19 protein-coding genes are annotated in these 21466 nt (G+C 61.2%); 16 read left to right on the top strand and 3 right to left on the bottom strand.

Going from position 1 to position 21466, the window contains the following annotated elements:
- Positions 1–3: 3 nt before the first annotated feature.
- The 5 genes from LPJGGPFB_RS16675 to LPJGGPFB_RS16655 all read left to right on the top strand — a co-directional run bounded on the left by LPJGGPFB_RS16675 (position 4) and on the right by LPJGGPFB_RS16655 (position 4815).
- Entirely contained in the window at positions 4–1098 is a 1095-nt protein-coding gene (locus LPJGGPFB_RS16675; protein ID WP_173422193.1) for an ABC transporter substrate-binding protein, read from the top strand.
- A gap of 65 nt (positions 1099–1163) precedes the next feature.
- On the top strand, positions 1164–2054 hold the full coding sequence (locus LPJGGPFB_RS16670) for an inositol monophosphatase family protein (protein WP_173422194.1): 891 nt from the start codon (positions 1164–1166) through the stop codon (positions 2052–2054).
- A 17-nt stretch (positions 2055–2071) separates the two neighbouring features.
- Positions 2072–2698, top strand: coding sequence for a dual specificity protein phosphatase family protein (locus LPJGGPFB_RS16665; RefSeq protein WP_173421091.1), 627 nt, complete (start codon positions 2072–2074; stop codon positions 2696–2698).
- Between the two features lie 171 nt (positions 2699–2869).
- Positions 2870–3430 carry a methylated-DNA--[protein]-cysteine S-methyltransferase gene (locus tag LPJGGPFB_RS16660; protein WP_173421090.1) on the top strand — a complete coding sequence of 187 codons (561 nt, stop codon included), beginning with the start codon at positions 2870–2872 and terminating at the stop codon, positions 3428–3430.
- A gap of 212 nt (positions 3431–3642) precedes the next feature.
- Positions 3643–4815 (top strand): GAF domain-containing sensor histidine kinase, encoded by a 1173-nt coding sequence (locus LPJGGPFB_RS16655; RefSeq protein WP_173421089.1) that lies wholly within the window; start codon positions 3643–3645, stop codon positions 4813–4815.
- A gap of 259 nt (positions 4816–5074) precedes the next feature.
- Here LPJGGPFB_RS16655 and LPJGGPFB_RS16650 read toward each other — a convergent pair whose 3' ends face one another.
- Positions 5075–7072 carry a putative bifunctional diguanylate cyclase/phosphodiesterase gene (locus LPJGGPFB_RS16650; protein WP_173421088.1) on the bottom strand — a complete coding sequence of 666 codons (1998 nt, stop codon included), beginning with the start codon at positions 7070–7072 and terminating at the stop codon, positions 5075–5077.
- Between the two features lie 317 nt (positions 7073–7389).
- Between LPJGGPFB_RS16650 and LPJGGPFB_RS16645 the strand changes: the two genes are divergently transcribed.
- From LPJGGPFB_RS16645 to LPJGGPFB_RS16600, 10 genes are all read left to right on the top strand, one after another.
- On the top strand, positions 7390–8433 hold the full coding sequence (locus tag LPJGGPFB_RS16645) for a class I SAM-dependent methyltransferase (protein ID WP_173421087.1): 1044 nt from the start codon (positions 7390–7392) through the stop codon (positions 8431–8433).
- A 457-nt stretch (positions 8434–8890) separates the two neighbouring features.
- Positions 8891–10528 carry an amidohydrolase gene (locus LPJGGPFB_RS16640; RefSeq protein WP_173421086.1) on the top strand — a complete coding sequence of 546 codons (1638 nt, stop codon included), beginning with the start codon at positions 8891–8893 and terminating at the stop codon, positions 10526–10528.
- Between the two features lie 121 nt (positions 10529–10649).
- The gene (locus LPJGGPFB_RS16635) at positions 10650–12248 is read left to right on the top strand and encodes an ABC transporter substrate-binding protein (RefSeq protein WP_173422192.1); all 1599 of its coding nucleotides are present in this window, start codon (positions 10650–10652) and stop codon (positions 12246–12248) included.
- Positions 12249–12450: 202 nt separating this feature from the next.
- A complete protein-coding gene (locus LPJGGPFB_RS16630) occupies positions 12451–13386 on the top strand; it encodes an ABC transporter permease (protein ID WP_173421085.1) in 936 nt (311 codons plus the stop codon).
- Between the two features lie 4 nt (positions 13387–13390).
- Positions 13391–14212 (top strand): ABC transporter permease, encoded by an 822-nt coding sequence (locus LPJGGPFB_RS16625; protein WP_173421084.1) that lies wholly within the window; start codon positions 13391–13393, stop codon positions 14210–14212.
- Positions 14209–15189, top strand: a complete 981-nt coding sequence (locus LPJGGPFB_RS16620) for an ABC transporter ATP-binding protein (protein WP_173421083.1) — start codon at positions 14209–14211, stop codon at positions 15187–15189. The genes LPJGGPFB_RS16625 and LPJGGPFB_RS16620 overlap by 4 nt, the downstream gene beginning before the upstream one ends.
- Positions 15179–16150, top strand: coding sequence for an ABC transporter ATP-binding protein (locus tag LPJGGPFB_RS16615; protein ID WP_173421082.1), 972 nt, complete (start codon positions 15179–15181; stop codon positions 16148–16150). The genes LPJGGPFB_RS16620 and LPJGGPFB_RS16615 overlap by 11 nt, the downstream gene beginning before the upstream one ends.
- Positions 16151–16520: 370 nt before the next feature.
- Positions 16521–17171, top strand: a complete 651-nt coding sequence (locus tag LPJGGPFB_RS16610) for a hypothetical protein (protein ID WP_173421081.1) — start codon at positions 16521–16523, stop codon at positions 17169–17171.
- Positions 17168–17815, top strand: a complete 648-nt coding sequence (gene alkB / locus LPJGGPFB_RS16605) for a DNA oxidative demethylase AlkB (protein ID WP_173421080.1) — start codon at positions 17168–17170, stop codon at positions 17813–17815. The genes LPJGGPFB_RS16610 and alkB overlap by 4 nt, the downstream gene beginning before the upstream one ends.
- A gap of 201 nt (positions 17816–18016) precedes the next feature.
- The gene (locus LPJGGPFB_RS16600) at positions 18017–18766 is read left to right on the top strand and encodes a 2OG-Fe(II) oxygenase (RefSeq protein WP_173421079.1); all 750 of its coding nucleotides are present in this window, start codon (positions 18017–18019) and stop codon (positions 18764–18766) included.
- A 122-nt stretch (positions 18767–18888) separates the two neighbouring features.
- Here LPJGGPFB_RS16600 and LPJGGPFB_RS16595 read toward each other — a convergent pair whose 3' ends face one another.
- On the bottom strand, positions 18889–19302 hold the full coding sequence (locus LPJGGPFB_RS16595; protein WP_173421078.1) for a VOC family protein: 414 nt from the start codon (positions 19300–19302) through the stop codon (positions 18889–18891).
- 93 nt (positions 19303–19395) lie between these two features.
- On the opposite strand from LPJGGPFB_RS16595, the gene LPJGGPFB_RS16590 reads away from it, so the two are divergent.
- A complete protein-coding gene (locus tag LPJGGPFB_RS16590; protein ID WP_173421077.1) occupies positions 19396–20250 on the top strand; it encodes a LysR family transcriptional regulator in 855 nt (284 codons plus the stop codon).
- Between the two features lie 186 nt (positions 20251–20436).
- Here LPJGGPFB_RS16590 and LPJGGPFB_RS16585 read toward each other — a convergent pair whose 3' ends face one another.
- Positions 20437–20682: a helix-turn-helix domain-containing protein gene (locus LPJGGPFB_RS16585; protein ID WP_173421076.1), complete on the bottom strand. Its 246-nt coding sequence runs from the start codon at positions 20680–20682 to the stop codon at positions 20437–20439.
- Positions 20683–21466: the final 784 nt, after the last annotated feature.

Below are 21466 nucleotides of genomic sequence, written 5' to 3'. Positions count from 1 at the left end.
ACGATGACGGCGGCGGCGTTGGCAGCCGGCCTGCTTTCGGCACAGGTCCATGCGGCTGACGGCCTCGATCTGGATGCGCTGATCGCCGCGGCCAAGACGGAAAAGCCGATCAACGTCTATGACAGCACCGGCAAGATCGTCGAAATGGCCGAGGGTTTTACCGCCAAGTACGGTGTCAAGGCGACCGGCGTCAAAGTGTCGGCGAACAGCCAGTTGGAAATGATCATCCGGGAAAGCCAGGCGGGCAACGTGCAGGGCGATGTCGCGCTGATCACCGACGCGCCGGCAGCACTCGCGCAGCTCCTGCCGCAGGAATTCGTCGAGAGCTACCTGCCGGCCGACATGGTCGCGAAAATCCCGGCGGAGTTCCAGAACCCGCTGGCGATTTCGACCAACGCCAACGTCTGGGCCTACAACACCGAAGCCTACGACAAATGCCCGGTGGCCAATATCTGGGAGCTGACGGAGCCGAAGTGGAAGGGCAAGGTTGCGCTCGTCGACCCCTTGACCAAGGGCACCTATACCGACTGGTTCAACCAGATGGAGAAACACGCCGACGACAAGGTCGCCGGCGCCTACAAGACCTATTTCGGCAAGGACCTGGCAACCGAGGAGAAGAGTGCGTCGGCCGCCTGGATCAAGGCGCTGGCGCAGAACGCGCCTCTGGTCACGGACGGTGACGACCCGGTGGCGGAAGCGGTCGGGGCGGCTGGACAGAAGGAGCCCTTCTTCGGCCTGCTCTCGTCGGCAAAATTCCGCGACAACGAAGGCAAGGGCTACAAGCTCGGTATCTGCAAGGATCTCAATCCCTGGGTCGGCTGGACCTACGTCAAGCTCGGCCTGATCGCGACGAAGACGCAGAGCCCGAATGCGGCAAAGCTCTTCATCCACTACATCCTGACGGAAGAAGGCATCGCACCGCAGATGAAGGACGGCAAGCTGCCGACCAACACAGACATCAAGATGCCGGCTGACGAGCCCTCGGGACTGATGACGGTCGCCGATCGCCTGTTCGGCTACAATTCTTCGACCGGTCTTGAGGACTTCGACCGGCGCGAGGAGTGGCAGGATTTCTGGCGTGTGAACTACAGCAAGTGAAACAATGCCGGCGCGCCATCGGGTGGCGCGCCGGCCTTTCTCGATAAGGAATGGATCAGAACGACATGGAAAAGCGTCTCTCCGCAGCGACCTTGCCGACGGCAGGCCCCGAACAACGGCTGGAGCGGTCGAGGCGTCTTGTCGCGATTGCCCGCGGGGCCGCGGACGAAGTGCGCGATCCACTGCTGAAAGCCTTCCGCTCCGATATGGTGGTCGACTACAAGCGCGACCTGCATGATGTCGTCACCATTCATGACAAGCGCGCCGAAGCCACCATTCGCGATTTCATTTTTGCGCAGGAGCCGAATTCGGCCATGCTTGGCGAAGAGGGCGGACAAGTGGGCGACGGCGATATCCAGTGGTATGTCGACCCCATCGACGGCACCTCGAACTTCGCCAGCGGACTGGCGTTCTGGTGCGTGTCGATCGCCGCCGTCGAACAGGGGGAGGTCGTTGCCGGCGTCGTTTATGATCCGGTCGCCGACTTGATGTTTTCCGCCGATCTCGAGCACGCCTATCTCAATGGAGCGGTTATCTCCTCGCAAGCGGTCGATGACGAGAACCGGGCAACGCTGATTACCGGCTATCCCGTGTCGCGCGATTTCCGCCTCGATGGCCGTGAGGCCGCGCTCACCAATCTCGGGGAGTTCGTGGAGACATTTTCAACACTTCGGCGGCCGGGCAGTGCCGCCCTCAGCATCGCCCATGTGGCGGCGGGCTGGGCGGATGCGGCGACCGGCTTCGGCGTCAATTCCTGGGATGTGGCGGCGGCGACGTTGATTTTGAAGAATGCCGGCGGCCGTTACGAGCCGCTGACGCTCGGCAAGGTGCCGGCGGATGCGCCCGACTTCATGTGTCCCGGCTATATCGCCACAGGCGCCGGCGCAAATTATCCGACATTGCAGCGCGTCGCGCGGGCGATCTCGGACAAACGCATTGCCGCGGCGGCAAGCTGAAAAGGCACGAGGAGAATATGTTGGACATTATCCAGGAGACCGAGACGATGCCACAGGCGTCGGCCGAACTTGCCAAACTCAGCCTCGTCTATGAACAACACCCGCTTTATGGCGTCGATATCTATATTGCCGGCAAAGAAGGGACGAGCGACCTCGATCTCCTAAGGCAGAACGGCATCACCACCGTCGTCAACTGCGCCGTCAACCTCGATTTCAATTTCGTCCGCCAGGCGCAGTTGGTGTCGGACCATGAGGGCAGCGTCTACGGCCCGGGCGAGATCCGTTACTACAAGATCGGACTGATCGACGGCGGCGGCAATCCCGACACGCAGATGCTGGCAGCCCACTACATCCTGCGCGCCGCGCTGGAGCAGGTGCTGCCGGAAAAACCGTCCTATCCGCGCCGCGAGATGGGCAACATTCTGATCAACTGCCGCGGAGGGCGGTCGCGTTCGGTCATCGTCGTATCGCTGTTTCTGCACCTGACCCTGCCGGCCGAGTTCCCGACGCTGGATGCGGCGATCGCCTTCGTGCGCAACCGTCGCGGCCTGCCGGAGAACGAATGGTACAAGGCGCCGAAGGCAGTGCTGATCGAATCAGCCGAGCGCGCAGCAGGCTGGGCGAAGATGATCGACGCAAAGTAGGACCGCTGCCGCTTCGGCGTCGGGCTGCTCCCGATCTGAGCGTGGTGACGCAGATCTGCCGGCCAGTTTGGTCTGATGCCTGTTGGTGATTGCCTTTGAGCGCAGGAATCGGGTTGAATTCGCCGGCCGTCCGCACGATTTTCATTGGGTATGAAACGTGAGGACGGTGCGATGGCGCAGACTGTTCACAGCTACCTTGTTTTCGAAACCGACGCCGGATTCTGCGGCATCGCCTGGAACGCCGTCGGCGTCACCCGTTTCCAGTTGCCGACCAAAAAGGCTGAAGAGACCGAACGGTTGCTGCTGCGCCGGCTCGTTGCCGGCGAGCCGGGTACGCCGACGCGCGACGTCGCCGACGCAGTTGCCGCGGTTCGACGCTACTTCAGCGGCGAAGAGGTCGATTTCACCGACATCAAGCTCGACCTCGAAGGCCAGGATCCGTTCTTCCAGCGGATCTATGCCGCCGCACGCAGGCTCGGTTGGGGGCAGACCACCACCTATGGCGCCCTGGCAAAGGAGCTTGGCGTCGGCCCCGAAGCTGCCCGCGACGTCGGCCAGGCGATGGCGAAGAACCCGGTGGCGCTGATCATTCCCTGCCACCGGGTGTTGGCCGCCGGCGGCAAGGTTGGCGGCTTTTCGGCTCCGGGCGGTTCGACATCGAAGATCCGCATGCTGGAACTCGAAGGCGTGCATCTCGGTCCGCCTGAGCCTGCGCAGCAATCGCTTTTCTGATCACGGTCGCCTGCGAGGGGAGAACAACGCGCCGATGGCATCGCCCAAACTATTGGTCGACGTCGCCGCGGTCTATGCAGGCCTTCTAAGCACGGCGCGATAAAGATGGGGGATGAGCCACACATGCGCTGAGGCGGCGGCATGTCTGTTTCAGAAACCCGATCAATCGCCTATACAGAAGATTGAAAAGCGACCTCGGGAGACATCAGGCATTGGCGCATGATTTTCAAGCAGACCTGGATGCCGTTGCCAGCATCTCGGTCGTCCCGACGATTCTTGACGTGATTCAGCAATCGACGGGGATGGGGTTTGTCGCTATTGCCCGGGTCACGCAGGAGCGTTGGGTCGCCTGCCAGACGCTTGATCTCATCGATTTCGGGCTCGGTACCGGCGGCGAATTGCAGGTCGAGACCACCATCTGTCACGAAATCCGCCAGAGTGGCGAGCTTGTGGTCATCGACGACGTCGATGCCAGCGAAGCGTATGCGAACCACCACACGCCGCTGCAATATGGCTTCAAGAGCTACATCTCGGTGCCGATCTATCTGCGCGGCAATGTGTTCTTCGGCACGCTCTGCGCCATCGACCCAAACCCGGCCAAGCTCAGCGGCTCTGTGACGGTGGGCATGTTCCGGCTGTTCGCCGACCTGATCGCCCGGCATCTGGATGCTCGGGCCGATATCGCTGATGCAAAACTGAAGCTCGATCGCGAAATCGAGACCTCGGAACTCAGGGATCAATTCATTGCAATCCTTGGTCACGATCTGCGCAATCCGCTTGCATCGATCTCGGCCGGCACGCGCATCCTGGCACGTGAGGAGCATGCGCCGAAGTCCAGCGCCGTGATCTCGCTGATGCAGCAGAGTGTCGATCGAATGGCAAACCTCATCGACAATGTGATGGATTTCGCCCGCGGCAGGCTTGGCGGCGGCATAGGGCTCAACCGATCCAGTCGGCCTCTCACCCCCGTGCTCATGCAGATCGTGGCCGAGCACCGGAGCATCTATCCGGACAGGCAGATCGAAGCCGATCTTGCGCTTGATGAACCGATCACGCTGGATCACCAGCGCATTGGTCAGCTCTTTTCCAATCTGCTCGGCAACGCCTTGACGCATGGCGCCGCGGACAAACCGATCCGCATCGGTGCCGCGCGACGCGGCGGCACGCTCGAGCTTTGGATCGCCAATACGGGGGAACCGATAGCAGAGGCAGATCTGCCTCGGCTCTTCCAGCCGTTCAAGCGGCGCGAAGGAAAGGGCAAGTTGCAAGGCCTCGGCCTGGGGCTCTACATCGCAGCCGAGATTGCTCAAGCTCATGGCGGTCGGATCAGTGTTTCCTCAACGTCGGAAGAAACCAGGTTTACACTGAACGTGCCAGTGTGTTGAGCGGGTTGCCACGTCTCTTGACGTGAGCCGCTGACGTTCAGCACTGCCTCGGCCAACACTGCTTCGGCTGGGCCGGGCGATGCAGGAGACGTGAACGGTCCGTGGGTTTCGTTCGCCAAGGCTGACGCGTCCAGACGTTTCGGAAATATACGTCGCAAAGATGTGCGGCATTCAAAAAAGCAGCGAACGAATTCGAAAAATGGTGGCCGTCTGCAGGATCCCGCTTTCATGTGAGATCATCGAAGGCGGATATGAGCCTCTAGGCTGGCCTTACGAGGCCGGCCGGGCGCTGCTCGAGATCAGCTGTCAGGCGATAGCTTTCCGCGGGCACAGGCCGGCCGACGTGGAAGCCCTGGACATGGTCGATGCGGAATTCCCGCATCAGCGCCATTTGCTCCTCGGTTTCGACACCTTCCACCAGGATCTTGTGGCCGCGATTCCTGACCAACCCGATGATATCCTTCAGCATCGCCTTGCCCTTTGGCGTGCTGCAATCGTGCAGGAACGAACGGTCGATCTTGACGGTATCGAAATCGATCAGCCGGAGCCAGGACAGACCGGCAAAGCCGGTACCGAAATCGTCGAGCCAGATGCGGATGCCGAGCGTCTCGAGATCGCTGATGCAGCGCAACACGTCCGAGTGCATCTCCATCTCGAGACCTTCGGTGATTTCGAAGGCGAGCCGGCCGCCGGCAACGCCCGTTTCACCAAGGATGGCGGCAACGGATGTTGCGAAACCCGGCGTTTTCAGCTGGATCGGCGAGACATTGACACTGACGACAGGCACGTGGTCGTGCGCCAGAAGCTCGCGGCACACGGTGCGGATCGCCCAGCGCCCGAGATCGATGATGGCACCGGTGCGTTCTGCAATGGGGATGAAAAGGCTTGGGGGAACCGCAGCCCCATCCAGCATCCTCAGCCGCATTAGCGCTTCGACAGCTTCGATGCGGCCGGTCGCGACATTCCTGATCGGCTGGTAGACGAGGGAGACCAGGTCTTCATTGGTTGCGATCTTCAAGAGCGCGGCAATGTTCTCGCTCTCGTCGCTGGTTTGAGGGTCGTTCGGGTCAAAGACCTTGGCGCAGTTGCGGCCGCTTGCCTTGGCGGCGTAAAGCGCCCTGTCGGCCTCGTGGATGATCCGTTCGAGCTTTGAGCCCGTCTGATGCCTGGTGAATGCGGCACCGACGCTCACCGTGACTATGGACGTGCCGTCCCGGCGTTGCCCATGCACCAACGCCAGGCTCTGCACCGTGCGGCAGATGGCATCGGCGAGATCGGCGGCCTCTTCGCGGGTCTCGACGCGCGCAAGGATGATGAATTCCTCGCCGCCGTAACGACCGATGGATGCATCGAACTGCCCGATCGAGTCTTTCAGTGTGTTGGCCACGAGAATGAGGCAGCGGTCGCCTTCCTGATGGCCGTAGCAGTCATTGTATTTTTTGAAGAAATCGACGTCGATCAGGATCGCGGCGAAACTGTCACCGAACTTCTGCCAGTCGCTCCAGTATTCGCGCAGCTTCTGATCGACCGCCCGGCGATTGTCGAGCCCGGTCAGCGAGTCGGTGTTGGAGAGTCTGAGCAGTGCCTTCCCGCGCTCGGTCGCCTCCCGCTGCTGGACCTTTGCCTCGAACGCGTTGAGGAAGACCTTGTAGCGTTCGCGGTTGAGCTTCCAGTTGACGTATGAGGTGAACACGAAACAGGAGACATAGAAGGTGCCGAAGGCGAGCTGGTAATAGGGGTTCTGGGGCGAGAAGTAGATGAGGTCGAGAAAGAACGCGCCCAGAATAATGCCCGACGAGATTACCGACAGACGGAACTGGAAGATGAAGAACAGGTTCGCGCCCATCATGAAGATTGCGCCGAAGATCATGTAGTAGGACATGTTCTGCGTGTGCGCCGTCATCATTGCCGGTATCAGCCAGCCGAGATAGCCAAACACAAGCGCGCCCGAGCACGTCCTGTCCAACCAGTCCGTCTTGACGCTGAAGTGGATCTGGATCTCCAGAACGGCAAGAGCGACCGCGCCGACCACGAAGCGCGACGCGATCGTGTAGTGAGCGACGTCGGAGATGAGCAGAAAGTCGGTAATCGAAAACAGGAGATAGACCGCGACGGCGATCCACAGGCCTTTTCTCGTCGCTTCCCGGCGCGCCGTTTCGCCTTCCTGGCGATAAAGTGAGCGTAGCTCCGCCGGCAGCGGCCTGTGCGGCTGCTTATGCAAATCTATCTCAACGACGTCGGCCAAGGTTTGCTTCATGCACCGGTCCAGAGAGTTACGTCGCGCTCAACGGAAACATGCTCTCGCTTTTCCATCCCTGGGCGTTGCTTTGTACACTCCATGCTTGCCATCCGATTGGCACCACAACAAGGACGAGCAAGCCTCAACGACATCGTAGAAGACGCCCATTAAATTTTGATAAATTAGCCGAGACTGACGGCCGGCACATGGGTGTATCCGAATGGATACGGATCCGCCAGAATTTACCATATACTCTACAAAAACTTGCAATTCGAGAAGCAGTTCGCGCATTGTTACCCATAACGTTAACAGATCATTAAACGGATGGGTTTTGCGTGAGCCAGCTTCAAATCGTATTCGATGGCGAAAGTCTTATTACTCCCCAGTCAATCGCAACCGAGTTCACTTCGTCAAGAAGTGAGTTTTATGATGAGCAGTTTGCAACAGGAAAAGCCGAACTCGCCCTGATTCTCCAAATTGCACAGCAGCAATTTGCCCAAGAACTGGACCCCAAGAAGATAATACATCGATTGGCGGGAGCACTTCACGAGACGCGTGCGAAGTTTCATCCCAGTGTTTGGCAGGAACTGATTCCGATCGCGCAGAATCATCCAGTGTCGGATTTCTTCCTCCAGGACCCTTTTACCCGGTGGTCCTTCGAAAAGCCGCGGGGCTACTCCGGCGACGCGCAATTGCTCGACTTCATCTACGGTCACCCGAGCGTCGCCGGCGAGATCGCCAAGGCATCGCCGGTGGGCAAGGCGCTCTATGACTACACCAAGGACGCTTCGTCGTCGGTTGCGGTGCGGGAACGGCGGGACCTGCTGACGCAGCACGTCGATCAGATCGCGGCCGAGCGCGGCGGAGAGGCTGAAGTCCTGACGATTGCCGCGGGTCATCTGCGCGAGGCGAACCGTTCCGTTGCCCTGAAGGAAGGGCGCATCAAGCGTTGGGTCGCGCTCGATCAGGATCCGTTCAGCGTTGGATCGATCACCAGGGACTTCCGGGGAACGAGCGTCGAGGCAATCGACGGCTCCGTTCGCGGGATCCTTACACGTGCGCACAAGCTCGGCAAATTCGACTTCGTCTATGCGGCCGGACTTTATGATTACCTCCCACACAACGTCGCGGTGAAGCTCACGCGCCGCTGCCTGCAGATGCTGAAGCCCAACGGCGTCTTTCTCTTCGCCAATTTCGCAACCGATATCGGCGTCGACGGCTACATGGAGACATTCATGAACTGGGCGCTGCTGCTTCGCTCGCAATCAGACATGTGGCGCATTGTCAACGAAAGCGTCGATGGCTCGAACTTCGAAACGCATGTGACGTTCGGGGAAAACCGCAACGTGGTCTATGCAACGGTGCAAAAGCGCGCCTGATTGCGACTGACGTAAGAAACAACGGCGCGCGTCATTCTTGGCGCGCGCCGTTTTCGTGCGGTATTGGCGCTGGTTTCGCTGTCGCTGACCATGTCGCATCTGGGTCGGCTCCGGTCGCCGGCAGCGCTGTTTGCGTGCAACGTGCCACGCTCGAACTCTCCATGGGAACGTGCTTCACCACACGGTGCAGCCTCGGGATGGTCAACAGATCGGCCCAGAGCCGTTATGCAATTATTTCATAGCGCCTGAAATTCTATGCATTGGCGGGCCGCTTTCCTTTTCTCTAGCATCCCCAACTGCACAACTTGTGGCCGATCAGGGCGCGCACCGTAACGGATATCGATCCAGTTTCGGCGCGCAACTGATGCGGGCGGGAGACACGGTTTGTGCCAAGAGCCCGGTTTGTGACCAAGCCTGGCTTTGCATTGCAGTGACGGCCGAAGGAGAGGAGCCTTAGATGCCAGCGGGACAGTGTTTTCATGCCGACAGGATCGTGCACAACGGCGTGATTTGGTGCGGGCTGGCGGAGGGCGTCGTAGAGGCTCTGGCGATCTGGCAGGGCAAGATCCTGGCAACCGGCACCAGGCAGGAGATGGAAGCCTATCGCGGCGAGCGGACCGAGCTTCTCGACCTTCAGGGGCAATTCGCGACCCCCGGTCTCAACGACGCACATCTGCACCTGATTTCCGTCGGTCTGACGTTGAACTGGGTCGATGCGACGCCGCAGGCGGCCCCCACCCTCGAAAGCCTTTTGGCGGCAATCAGGCAGCAGGCCGAAAGCACGCCGCCCGGCACCTGGATCCGGGCGCGCGGCTATGATCAGACCAAGCTCGACACCGGCCGCCATCCGCTTCGCGCCGAACTCGATGCGGTTGCGCCGAACCACCCGGTCATGGTGGTGCGCGCCTGCGGCCATGTGTCGATCTTCAATTCGGAAGCCTTCCGTCTTGCCGGCGTCGACGAAAACACCGCCGTGCCGGAAGGCGGGCTGATCGAACAGGCCTCCGGCGCATTGACCGGCCTTGTCGCGGAAAACGCACAAGGGCTGGTTCGTGCCGCGATCCCAAAGGCCTCGACCGACGAGATGATCGACGCGATCGAAAGCGGCGGCAATCTGCTTTTGTCCTACGGCATCACCAGCGTCATGGACGCGGCCGTCGGCCAGGTCGCGGGCTTCGACGAGATCAAGGCCTACAATCTGGCCAAGCTTCAAAACAGATTGCCGGTGCGCACCTGGCTGGTGCTGCTGGGCGATCCCAAGGTCTCGATCGTGCCGCAGAGCTACGAGGCCGGGCTCGTCTCCGGCGTCGGCGACGACATGTTGAAAGTCGGCGCCGTCAAGATTTTCCTCGATGGCTCGGCCGGTGGCCGCACCGCCTGGATGACGAGTCCCTACCTCGGAAACGACAACAACACCGGCGTGCAGATCCTTTCCGATGCGGAACTCGAGGCGATGGTGCTCGACGCCCACACCAAGGGCTATCAACTGGCTTGCCATGCCATCGGCGACGCGGCAATCGATCAGTTGATCACGGCCTACGAAAAAGCGCTTGAGGCGATGCCGGATGCGGACCGCCGCCACCGGATCGAGCATTGCGGTTTCTCCAGCGACGCACAGCACCGCCGCATGATGAAGGCGGGCATCTATCCGTGCCCGCAACAGGTGTTCATCTATGATTTCGGCGACGCCTATGTCTCGGTGCTCGGCGAAGAGCGGGCGCTGTCAAGCTATCCCTTGAAGACCTGGAAGGAACTGGGCTTCAAGCCTGCAACCGGCAGCGATGCGCCGGTCTGCCACCCCAACCCCTTCCCCAATATCTACAGCATGCTGACGCGCAAGACTGCCAAAGGCACGGTGATGGATGCTGGCGAGCGGGTTTCGATCGAAGAGGCGCTGCAGGTCTACACCGAATACGGCGCGTTCTCGCAGAAGCTCGAAACGGTCAAGGGACGATTGGTCCCAGGACAGCTTGCCGACATCGCGGTGTTTTCCAGGAACATGCTGACGGCGAGCCCCGACGACATCCTCAACGACACGCGCTGCACCCTGGCGATCCGGGGTGGCGAAGTGGTCTTCGAGCGACTGAACGCCTGACAACGGCGGACCGAGCCGCTTGCTGCGGCTCCATGCATATCAGCCGATCCGGGAGGTCGGGTGAGATCGCGATCTTGTTCATCCATGAGCAAAACAACACGTGGGGAGGAATACGGGAATGATGAAGAAAATTGCATTGCTTTCGACATTGACGGCAGCGTTGCTGGCCGGCGTGGCGTCCGCGCATGCGGCCGATGCGCCGCGGGCCGGCGGAACGGTCAACTTTGTGGCGCCTTATGGAGACAGTTTCTCGACGCTCGACATCCAGGCGTCGCCGCAGACGCAGGACGAGTTCTACGCCAAGGCGATCCACCGCACGCTTTACGATTGGGACGCGGACAAGAACGTTCCCGTGCTGGCGCTTGCGACCGACGTGGATATCTCGGCCGACAAGCTCGTCTATACCTACAAGCTGCGCCAGGACGCCTACTTCCACAACGACAAGCAGATGACGGCCGATGACATCATCGCCAGCTTCACCCGCATGGCCGACCCGGCCAAGGCCTACCCGCCTTCGCGCTATATCGCCAACATCAAGGGCGGCGCCGACTATATGGCCGGCAAGGCGCAGGCGATTTCCGGCCTGAAGAAGGTCGACGACTTTACGCTGGAAGTGACGCTGACCGATCCGGTCGATCCGGCCTTCCTGTTCATGCGCAACAACACTGCGATCTATCCGGCCGGCGAGGCCGACAAGGAAGGTTTCGCCAGCCACCCGATCGGCCTTGGGCCCTACAAGTTCGCCGAATATGTGCCCGGCTCGCGGCTGACCGTCGAAAAGTGGGAGAAGTACTACGAAAAGGACAAGCCCTACGCCGACAAGATCAACATCCTGATCATGGGCGACGCCTCGGCGCGCGACGTCGCGTTCCGCAACAAGGAAATCGACGTCTCCGTTCTCGGGCCGTCGCAATATGTCGCCTATCAGGCCGATCCGGAACTGGCGAAGGGCCTGCTCGAAGTCGCCGAAGTCTACACGCGTTATGTCGGCTTCAACCTCGACTTTGAACCGTTCAAGGACAAGCGTGTGCGCCAGGCCTTCAACTACGCAATCAATGCCGACCTGATCATCAAGCGGCTGGCGAAGGACAAGGCCTACCGGGCAAGCGGCTGGTTGCCGACCTCGTCGCCCGCCTATGACAAGGACGCCCAGCCCTACGCCTATGATCCGGAAAAGGCCAAGGCGCTGCTCGCCGAAGCGGGCTATGCCGATGGCTTCGATGTCGAGTTGACGGCAACCCAGAACGAAAGCTGGGGCCTGACGATCGTCGAGGCAATCATCCCGATGCTGGAAAAGGTCGGCATCCGAGTGAAGGCGAAGCCGGTCGAGGCTTCGGTGCTTTCAGAAGTCGTGCCGGCTGGCGATTTCCAGTCGTTCATGTGGTCGTCGGAAAGCGGTCCTGATGCCTTGACGGCGATGCAGTGCTTCTACTCCAAGACCTCGCAGGCGGCGTGCAACTACCAGAAGTTCGCAAACGCCGACTTCGACAAGCTGTTCGAGGCCGCCAAGGTCGCCAAGACGGACGAGGAAAAGAACGACCTGTTGCGCAAGGCCAACAACCTTGTCCAGGAGGAGGCACCGGTCTGGTTCTTCAACTACAACAAGGCTGTCATGGCCTACCAGCCCTGGCTGCACGGCCTGCAGCCGAACTCGGCTGAACTGGCGATCCAGTCCTATGAAAAGCTCTGGGTAGACGAAACCGTTCCAGCTGGCCGTTGATCGCCGAGCCCCGATATCGCCTCGGCGATATCGGGGTTCCTTTCGCCGATATCAGGTTCGCGTCACGGTCGATAACGTAAGCATTTTCTTACGGTTTGACGTTTGCGGGGATGATCCGGCGGCGGGACCGCCATCGGTTGGCATTGCGCCTGAGAACGATCGCCCGCGCATCTCTGGATGGGCGCGGCGAGGGGGGAAATGAATGCTTCAGTTCGTCGTGCGCCGCATATTGCAGGTGATCCCGACAGTCATCGCGATATCGCTGTTGATCTTCGTGATCTTCAGCGTCGTGCCGGGCAGCATCGCCACCAGCCTGACGGCCAATGGCAAGGGCGGCGGCGATCCGAAGATCGTCGAGAAGATGACGCGTGAGTTCGGTCTCGACCAGCCGCTGTATGTGCGGTTCGGATCCTACCTGTCCGACCTCGCACGCTTCGATCTCGGGACGTCGTTCCGCAGCCGCCAGCCGGTGGCCCATCTGATCGGCGAGCGCATGTGGCCGACATTGAAGCTCGCCTTCGCGGCCATGGCGATCGCCATGTGCGTTGGCGTGCCGCTCGGCTTCATTGCCGCTTTGAAACCGGGCAGCATCATCGATACGCTGACGATGATCGGCGCGATCTCGGGTCTGTCTCTGCCGCAGTTCTGGCTGGGTTTGCTCGGCATGTATCTGTTTGCGCTGACGCTCGGCTGGTTGCCGAGTTTCGGTTACGGTGACGGCGGGCCGATGAACCTGATCCTGCCGGCCCTGACGCTTGGCGTCGCGCCGATGGCGCTTCTGGCGCGCACGACGCGCGCAGCCGTCCTCGACGTGATGAACGCTGATTTCATCCGTACCGCCCGTGCCAAGGGCATGAACGGCTTTCGCCTCGTCACCTGGCACGTCGTTCGCAACGTTCTGGTGCTGATCATCACCACCATCGGCCTGCAGTTCGGCTCGATGATGGGCCAGGCTGTCGTGGTCGAGAAGCTGTTCTCCTGGCCGGGCCTCGGGTCCCTGCTCGTCGATAGCGTCAGCCTGCGCGACATCCCGGTGGTCCAGGGCGCGATCCTCGTCATCGTTCTCTGGTTCCTGCTCATCAACACCATCGTCGATATTCTTTACGCGGTCATCGATCCGCGCATCAGCCACGGATAGACCCATGAGACTAAGGCTCAATCTCCTCATCGGTGGCGTCCTCTGTATCGTCATCATCTCGGCGGCACTGCTGGCGCCTTGGCTCGCACCGACCGATCCCGTGCTCGACGCCGACCTGATGAATGCGGAGCTTCCGCCGGATGCGCAGTTCTGGTTCGGCACCGACGCGCAAGGCCGTGACGTTCTCAGCCGCATTCTCTATGGCGCCCGCATATCGCTTGCCGTCGGCATCGGCTCGCAGGTCATCAACACACTGATCGGCCTGGCGCTTGGCATTTCGGCCGGCTACTTTGGCGGCTGGTGGGACGATTTCGTCACCGGGCTCACCAACCTGATGCTGGCGATCCCCAGCCTGATCTTCGCGCTTGCGATCATGGCGATCCTCGGTCCCGGCCTCGTCAGCCTGCTGATCGCGCTTGGCCTCACCAACTGGTCATGGACCTGTCGCATCGCGCGAAGCTCGGCGCTGTCCCTGAAGAAGCAGGGCTATGTCCAGGCGGCAAAGACGCTCGGCTACGGCGATATCCGCATCATGATCACGCAGATCCTGCCCAACATGATCGGTCCGATCCTGGTGATCGGAACGCTCGGCATGGGCGACGCAATCCTTGCGGAAGCAGCACTCTCCTATCTCGGCCTTGGCATCAAGCCGCCGTTCCCGAGCTGGGGCAACATGCTGACGGACGCGCGCGAACTCATCGTTATCGCGCCCTGGGCGGCGATCTTCCCAGGGCTGGCGATCTTCGTCACCGTTCTCGGGCTCAATCTCTTCGGCGACGGCCTGCGCGACTGGCTGGACCCGCATATGAAGGCGCGCCAGCTATGACGGACAATTTGCTTGAAGTCAGGGATCTGCGCCTGGACATCGTGTCGGGCGGGGTAAGCCACAACGTCGTCGACAACGTGTCGTTCTCGATCGGCCGTGGCGAAGCCTATGGGCTCGTCGGTGAATCGGGCTGCGGCAAGAGCATCACCGCGCTTTCTATCATCGGCCTCTTGCGCAAACCGCTCGCCGTGACCGGCGGCACGTTGAATTTCAACGGCCGGGATCTGAGGGGGCTTTCGAAGGGTGAGCTGCGGCGGCTTCGCGGCGAGAAGATCGCCATGATCTTCCAGGAGCCGATGACGGCGCTCAACCCCTTGTCTCCGGTCGGGCGTCAGATCGCCGAAATGTTTGTGCTTCACAAGGGCGCAACCTGGAAGGAAGCCGAAAGGCTGGCGATCGAAGCGCTTGGCAACGTCCAGGTTCCAGCGCCGGAGGAGCGGGTGAAGGCCTATCCGCACCAGATGTCCGGCGGCATGCGGCAACGCGTGATGATCGCCATCGCGCTCGCCTGCAACCCGGACCTCCTGATCGCCGATGAACCGACGACTGCGCTCGACGTCACGGTCCAGGCCGAGATCCTCAAGCTGGTCAAGGAGCTTTGCGCGGCGCGCGGCACGTCCGTCCTGATGATCAGCCACGATCTGGGCGTGATCGCCAACATGTGCAACAGGGTCGGTATCATGTATGCCGGGCGCCTGGTGGAAGAAAGGCCGGTCGCCGATCTCTTCCTCCATCCGGCTCATCCCTATACCGGCGGTCTGCTCAAATCGCTGCCGCAGCTCGGTTCGCGCCGACTGGAAGGGCGCAAGCGCCTGCAGGAGATCGAGGGCACGGTTCCCTCCATTGCCAACTTTCCGCCCGGCTGTCGGTTCCAGCCGCGCTGCCACAGGGCGACGCCTGTCTGTTCCGCCGAAATTCCACCGCTATCTGCCCTCAGCCATGATGGCTTCGTGAAGTGTTTCAATCATGAGCGATAACAACGAACCTCTGGTCCGGGTCGATAACCTGAGCGTGCACTTCCCAGTGCGCAACGGCCTCTTCGGCCGCACCAAGCGCACCCTTCGCGCGGTCAACGAGCTGAGCCTGACGCTGAACAAGGGCGAGTGCCTGTCTGTTGTCGGCGAGTCCGGTTGCGGCAAGTCGACGCTCGCACTGTCGATCCTCGGGCTGCAGGAGCCGACCGCGGGAGAGATCTTCTTCGAGGGACGATCGATTACCGGCAAGGCGCAGCCGACCCGGCTCGAGCGCGCCGGCATGGCGCAGATGGTGTTTCAGGACCCTTACGCGTCGCTCAATCCGCGCCAGACGATCTACACCTCGCTGGCAGCACCGCTGAAATTGCATGGGGTCAAGGATCGCGCGGAGATCAATCGGCGTATCGAGAGCATGATGCAGCTCGTCGGATTGAAACCGGAACAGGCCAGGCGTTTTCCGCATGAGTTTTCCGGCGGCCAGCGCCAGCGCATCGGCATTGCCCGGGCGCTGATCCTGAACCCGAAGGTCGTCGTGCTGGACGAGCCGGTATCGGCGCTCGATGTCTCTATCCGCGCCCAGATCATCAATCTGCTGCTCGAGCTCAAGGAGCGGCTGGACCTGTCCTACATCATGATCAGCCATGACCTGAGCGTCGTCGAACATATGAGCGACCGCGTGGCGGTCATGTATTTCGGCCAGATCGTCGAGACTGGCAGCTGGGATAGGGTCTTCACCGACCCGCAGCATCCCTATACGCGCCGCCTGATCGGCGCCATTCTCGACCCGGTCACCGAACTGACGGGCCAAAGCCCGGTGGATACGCGCGAGACGCCGGAGCCGCCGGCGGGCTATGACTATTATCCCAGAGAGTTCGGGAAGCACGACGTCTACAGCCTGCCGCCGGCTTCGCAACTGGTAGCGCTGCGCGAGGATCACAGCGTTCGGCTGATCGCGCGCGGCTGAGCCGGTTTTCGCCCAAGGGCTGCAACACCGGGGGTGAAAGCGGCCCACACCCATGCCTGCGCGGCAGGCCGCAAATGCACGCGCTTGGGGCGATCACTTGATCAGTCGCAGCCGAAGGCTGGTGTTGAGATCCCCGTCTATGGGGCACTTTCTGCCCCGCACAATCTGCATGCCGGCGGTCGGGGTGGCCGCGCGTTCCCCCCATACGCAGGAAACGGGTGGTGCATTTCCTGGTTCTCGCTCAAGCTGACCTGATGCTGCCACTCGTGAGAGCGGCGGTCGTCACGGCGATCGTGTCGCGCTCTGCGTGATCCGGCCGCACCATGGTCTCGCTTTCGGACGCAGACGCGATCCGGGGAACACTTCCGGCATGCAAACCAATCATCGCCCGCTTCAGAATCGTGTGACGCCATTCGGCGACGTTGTCGCCATCGGCCAGCGCGGTCTGTTCACCGGCAACCGCGGCATCATCCACGATCCCGCGACGAAGACCCTTCTGAGACGACGGTGGTCGTCCAAGGCATGGCTGATCTGCGTCTGCGACTACGGGGATCGGCGGCGGGACGTCATGGCCCGTCGAAGCTGGACCGAACTTTTCTTTCTCGACGAGGCCGTCGCGCTGGCGGCCGGCCACCGTCCCTGCTTCTTCTGCAGGCGGGAGGCTGCGTCCGGTTTCAGGGCCACCTGGGCCGGCGGCTCGAACACGCCGCCGTCGGCGGGCGAACTCGATGCGGTGCTCCATCGTGAGAGGCAGTCTCTTGGACGCAAGCGCATCCATCCGCTGCCGTCGCCCGCCGCCGATCTGCCGGATGGTACGATGGTGGTCGCATCCGGTTTTGCGTTCACGGTCGTGTCCGGACGCTGTTTCCGCTGGACCGAAAGCGGTTATCGCGGGCCGGAACCAGAGATTGTCGCTGAAGGCTTATTGACGCCACCATCGACCGTCGAAGCGCTTCGGGCTGGTTATCGCCCGGTCCTGCATCCCAACATCACCAAATTCCTCTCCGGATCGCCATCATGACCGATCTTTTCGCCAAGTTCGCTATCGACCCATTGCGTGAAACCATGGCTGAAGGGGCGATCCTGCTTCGCGGTTTCGCGCTGCCGTTCGAAGACCGGGTTCTGCCCGCACTGCGTGAGGTTATCGCGCAAGCGCCGTTCCGGCATATGGTGACGCCGGGCGGCTACACGATGTCCGTCGCGATGAGCAATTGTGGTGCGGCGGGCAGGGTCACCGACCGAAGCGGCTATCGCTACGACAGGCTCGACCCGGAAACCGGCAGGCCGTGGCCGGCACTGCCGTCGGCCTTCCTTGCTCTTGCCCTCGCCGCGGCGACGGAGGCGGGCTACCCGGATTTCAGACCTGATGCATGTCTGATCAATCGGTACGAGCCGGGCGCAAAACTTTCTCTCCATCAGGACAAGGATGAGCGCGATCATTCCCACCCGATCGTCTCTGTGTCGCTCGGCCTTCCCGCCACGTTCCAGTTTGGCGGGCTGAACCGCAATGACCCTGTTCGCAAATACGCGCTGCGCCACGGCGATGTCGTGGTCTGGGGCGGACCGTCGCGCCTGTTCTATCACGGAGTAACGGAACTGAAGGATGGCGATCACGAGAGCCTTGGTCGAATGCGCATCAACCTGACTTTTCGCGGCGCTCTCTGAGGATCCTCCGGCCCGCTCGGCGGTGCAGCTGCTGAAGAAAGACGTCGTCGAATTCAATGCAGGAACGAGAGTCCGGTCAGGGCGCGCGATCACTCGCCGCCTTGGGCCGGCTAGGAACGGAGTTAGCTCAATGAACCTGATCAATGCACAGTGTCGGGGCATGGAACGCCTCGTCGCGCCAATCGCAAAGGAGGCAATCCGATGAACCCGCATGCCACGATGGCCCTTTCAGAGCCGCTTGACCAATCCGCGGAAGCACGCGTCGCAGCCTATGATTGGCAGGCGATTTCGAGTGAGTTGAACGGCTTTGGCTGCGGGGTCCTGGAAAAGCTTCTTTCTGCGGAAGAATGCCGGCGGATCTCGGCCCTTTACACCCAAGAACAGCATTTCCGCAGTCACATCCATATGGCCAGGCACGGCTTTGGCAAGGGCGAATATCGCTACTTCAAGTATCCACTGCCGGATCTACTGGGCGGTCTGCGCACCGCGCTCTACCCCCACCTCGCCGACGTTGCCAACCAGTGGAACGGCCGAATGGGAATTGACGAACGATACCCCACCGAGCACACGCAGTTCCTCCGCCAGTGCCATGACGCTGGGCAGACCCGGCCGACGCCGTTGCTGCTGCAATATGTTCCCGGCGATTTCAATTGCCTGCATCAGGATCTCTATGGCGATCTGGCCTTTCCGATCCAGGTGGCGATCCTGCTGTCCGAACCGGGTGAGGATTTCACTGGCGGCGAATTCGTGCTGACGGAGCAGCGACCGCGCATGCAGAGCCGGGTCGAGGTCGTTCCCCTTCGTCAAGGTGATGCTGTTGCCTTTGCCGTTCACAACCGGCCGGTGCAGGGCACGAAAGGCAACTATCGCGTCAACCTTCGGCACGGTGTCAGCCGTGTTCGATCCGGTCTGCGGCACACCGTCGGCATCATCTTTCACGACGCAAGATAGCGCCGGTCGCACTGCCCGCATTCATGGTCGGGTTAGTGCCCCTCGCTCTTCAGCGGAGATCTTGTTCGAGATCTCCCGATTGGCGCAGGCGCACTCGGTTTGGCCACATCCGGCTCCTTGCGTCAGTGCGCAAACAGACCGTCGAAATCGGCAACACCCTTGACCTCGATCGGATTGCCGCTCGGATCGAGGAAGAACATTGTCCGCTGTTCGCCTGGCTCGCCTTCGAAACGCACCACCGGCGGAATATCGAAGTTGACGCCTTTACGCTCGAGACGTTCGGCCAGAGCGAACCAATCTGCAAGGCGCAGCACCACGCCCATATGCGGCATCAGCACGAGATGATTGCCGACCTTGCCGGTCCGCGTGACCGCAAAGGGCTCACCGAGATGCAGCGAGATCTGATGGCCGAAGAAATCGAAATCGACCCAGGTGTCCGTGCTGCGCCCTTCCTCGCAGCCGAGCACGTCGCCGTAGAACCTGCGGGCGTCGTCGAGGTCCTTCACGTGGTAGGCAAGATGGAAAAGCGACTTCATCTGTAACTCCTGTCTCTCCGGTTGACACAGGGATACCGTCTTGAGAGGCTAAGAAAAACTATGTAATTCTTTCTCTGAGAATAAGGGTTTCCATTGGATATTCGGTTCCTGCAAAGCCTGGTCGCCACTGTGGAAACGGGCTCGATTGCAGCGGCCGCGCGGCGCGAGAAATTGACGCCCGCCGCTGTCAGCCAGCGCATTCAATCGCTCGAACGTGCGCTGGGCTGCCTCTTGCTCGCCCGCGGCGCCCATTCCGCCCAACCGACGGAGGCCTGTCTTTCGCTGTTGCCGAGGGCGCGTCTGCTGATACGGGAAGCCGAAAACCTCAGATATGACGCCGCGGGTGGCGGGCTTGCCGCCGAGTTGAAGATCGGCGCGATCTCGACGGCGCTGACGGGTATCTTCCCTGAGGTTCTAGACGAACTCTCGCGTCAAGCGCCGCGCTTGAAGTTGATGCTGCGCCCCGGCTCGTCGTCGCAGCTCTACGAACAGCTGCTCTCCGGCGAGCTTGACGCCGCCGTCTTGGTCGAACCGCCCTTTGCGCTGCCGAAAGGATTGACCGCCCGTGTCATCCGCCGCGAACCGCTTGTTTTCATCAGCAGGGATGGGGCGGGGCCTGGCGACATTCCCGAGCGGATAGGCAAGGCGCCGTTCATCCGTTACGATCCGGGATCGTGGGGCGGACGGCTGTCGTCGCAATATCTCGCCGACGCCGGGCTCGATCCGGATATCCGTTGCGACATGGACGCTCTGGAGACCATCGCCATGCTCGTTGCCAACGGAATGGGAAACTCGGTGGTGCCGGCCTGGCAGGGGCTGCAGCGGAATGGCTTTCACCTGACCGAGGTGCCCGATGCTGCCGCCTATGAGCGCAGGATCGTGTTCCTGCATCAGAGCGTGCCAAGCCGGCCGACGCCGCTGGCCCTTTTGGCGCAGGTTTTATCGTAAGGGTTTACCGGGTGAGGGCGGCCGTTTCGCCGACAGGCTGCCGGCTCGGCTGCGGGCACTGTCGGTGGGTGGGCACCGCGTCGTGTGTGAACGCGACGCCCATTCGCCTAGAACATTTCCATAAGAAGTGTGAAGCGGGTCTTCAGGACTTGCGTCAAGATCGACCCTGTCCACGCCCGGAACGGTCTAGCTGAGCAGGAAGGCGGTTACGGGCAACTGAAGCGCGGCGGCGATCCGCCGAAGCTTGCCCGGATCGGCATCGGCACCAAGCTCGATGTTGGTAATTTCGGCGTCGGTCAACCCGCAGGTGAGCGCAAGTTCGTCGACACTATAGCCGATGGCCTGGCGCGAGCGTCTGACGGCATCGCCGATATCGACATGGGCCGAAGCGCTGACGGTAGAAGCATCAAAATTGTTTATCGAAACAGTCATGAAGTGGTCCTTCGGTTTTGCGCGAAGAGGTTCTTCGCGTGAAGGCGGCATGCAGCCATGAAACCCGGGCCAGAAAGGCGGCGTCGAGTGCAGTGCAATATAAGTCCAAAAGATGGCAGCGCAAGGCTTGTCGGACATCGCGCCGCCGCGATCGGCAACATCAGGGTCGTTGGCGAGCGGCGACCTGGCGATCTTGCGCGCAGTGATCCTCGCCCAACCGGTCGCGCCGTTAAAGCGTAGCGTCTCGCGTTGGCCCTACCTGGAGACAGCTGGCCTGGAGCGCGTCGGCAGCTCTTAGACGAGGAAGCGCATGTTTTCGCAATAGCTGATCGGAACCCTTCATCATCTTCGAACCCTTTCAGCGCGCATGGCGATGTACATCGTCGATGAGGTGTTGGTCGGAGACTGTCTCCAGGTGCAGTCCGGTATCGCTGTCATCGAACAGTGTCGTCCAGGATTGCAGACACGACCGCATTTCAACTCGTATTGGCGCCCCGGCGCCGGTCGCCGGCGCGCGCGATGACAACCGCGAGCGTGTTCGTCTCGGATGCTGATGCCACAGGCGTTGTATGGACGGGTGACGGTTCCGCTCCGGTTGCGGCAACAATTCCGGTAGTCCCGCCTTTTTCGTCGAACGCATTTGCGCACCTCGCCCTGTTGATAACTCCCTTATGAATTTCCTTTGTATTTTCAGTTAGTTGTCGTTTCTTGTCAGTTTTTTGAAATTGCCTGTTGACGTGTTCGAGGTGTGGGGTCTATAAGCCCGATCACTGAACGAGGGCGG

The sequence above is a fragment of the Ensifer adhaerens genome (genome assembly GCF_013283195.1).
Classification (GTDB): Bacteria; Pseudomonadota; Alphaproteobacteria; order Rhizobiales; family Rhizobiaceae; genus Ensifer; species Ensifer adhaerens_G.
Note: the sequence above shows the minus strand (reverse complement) of the source record. Positions and strands in the feature narration are given on the sequence as shown.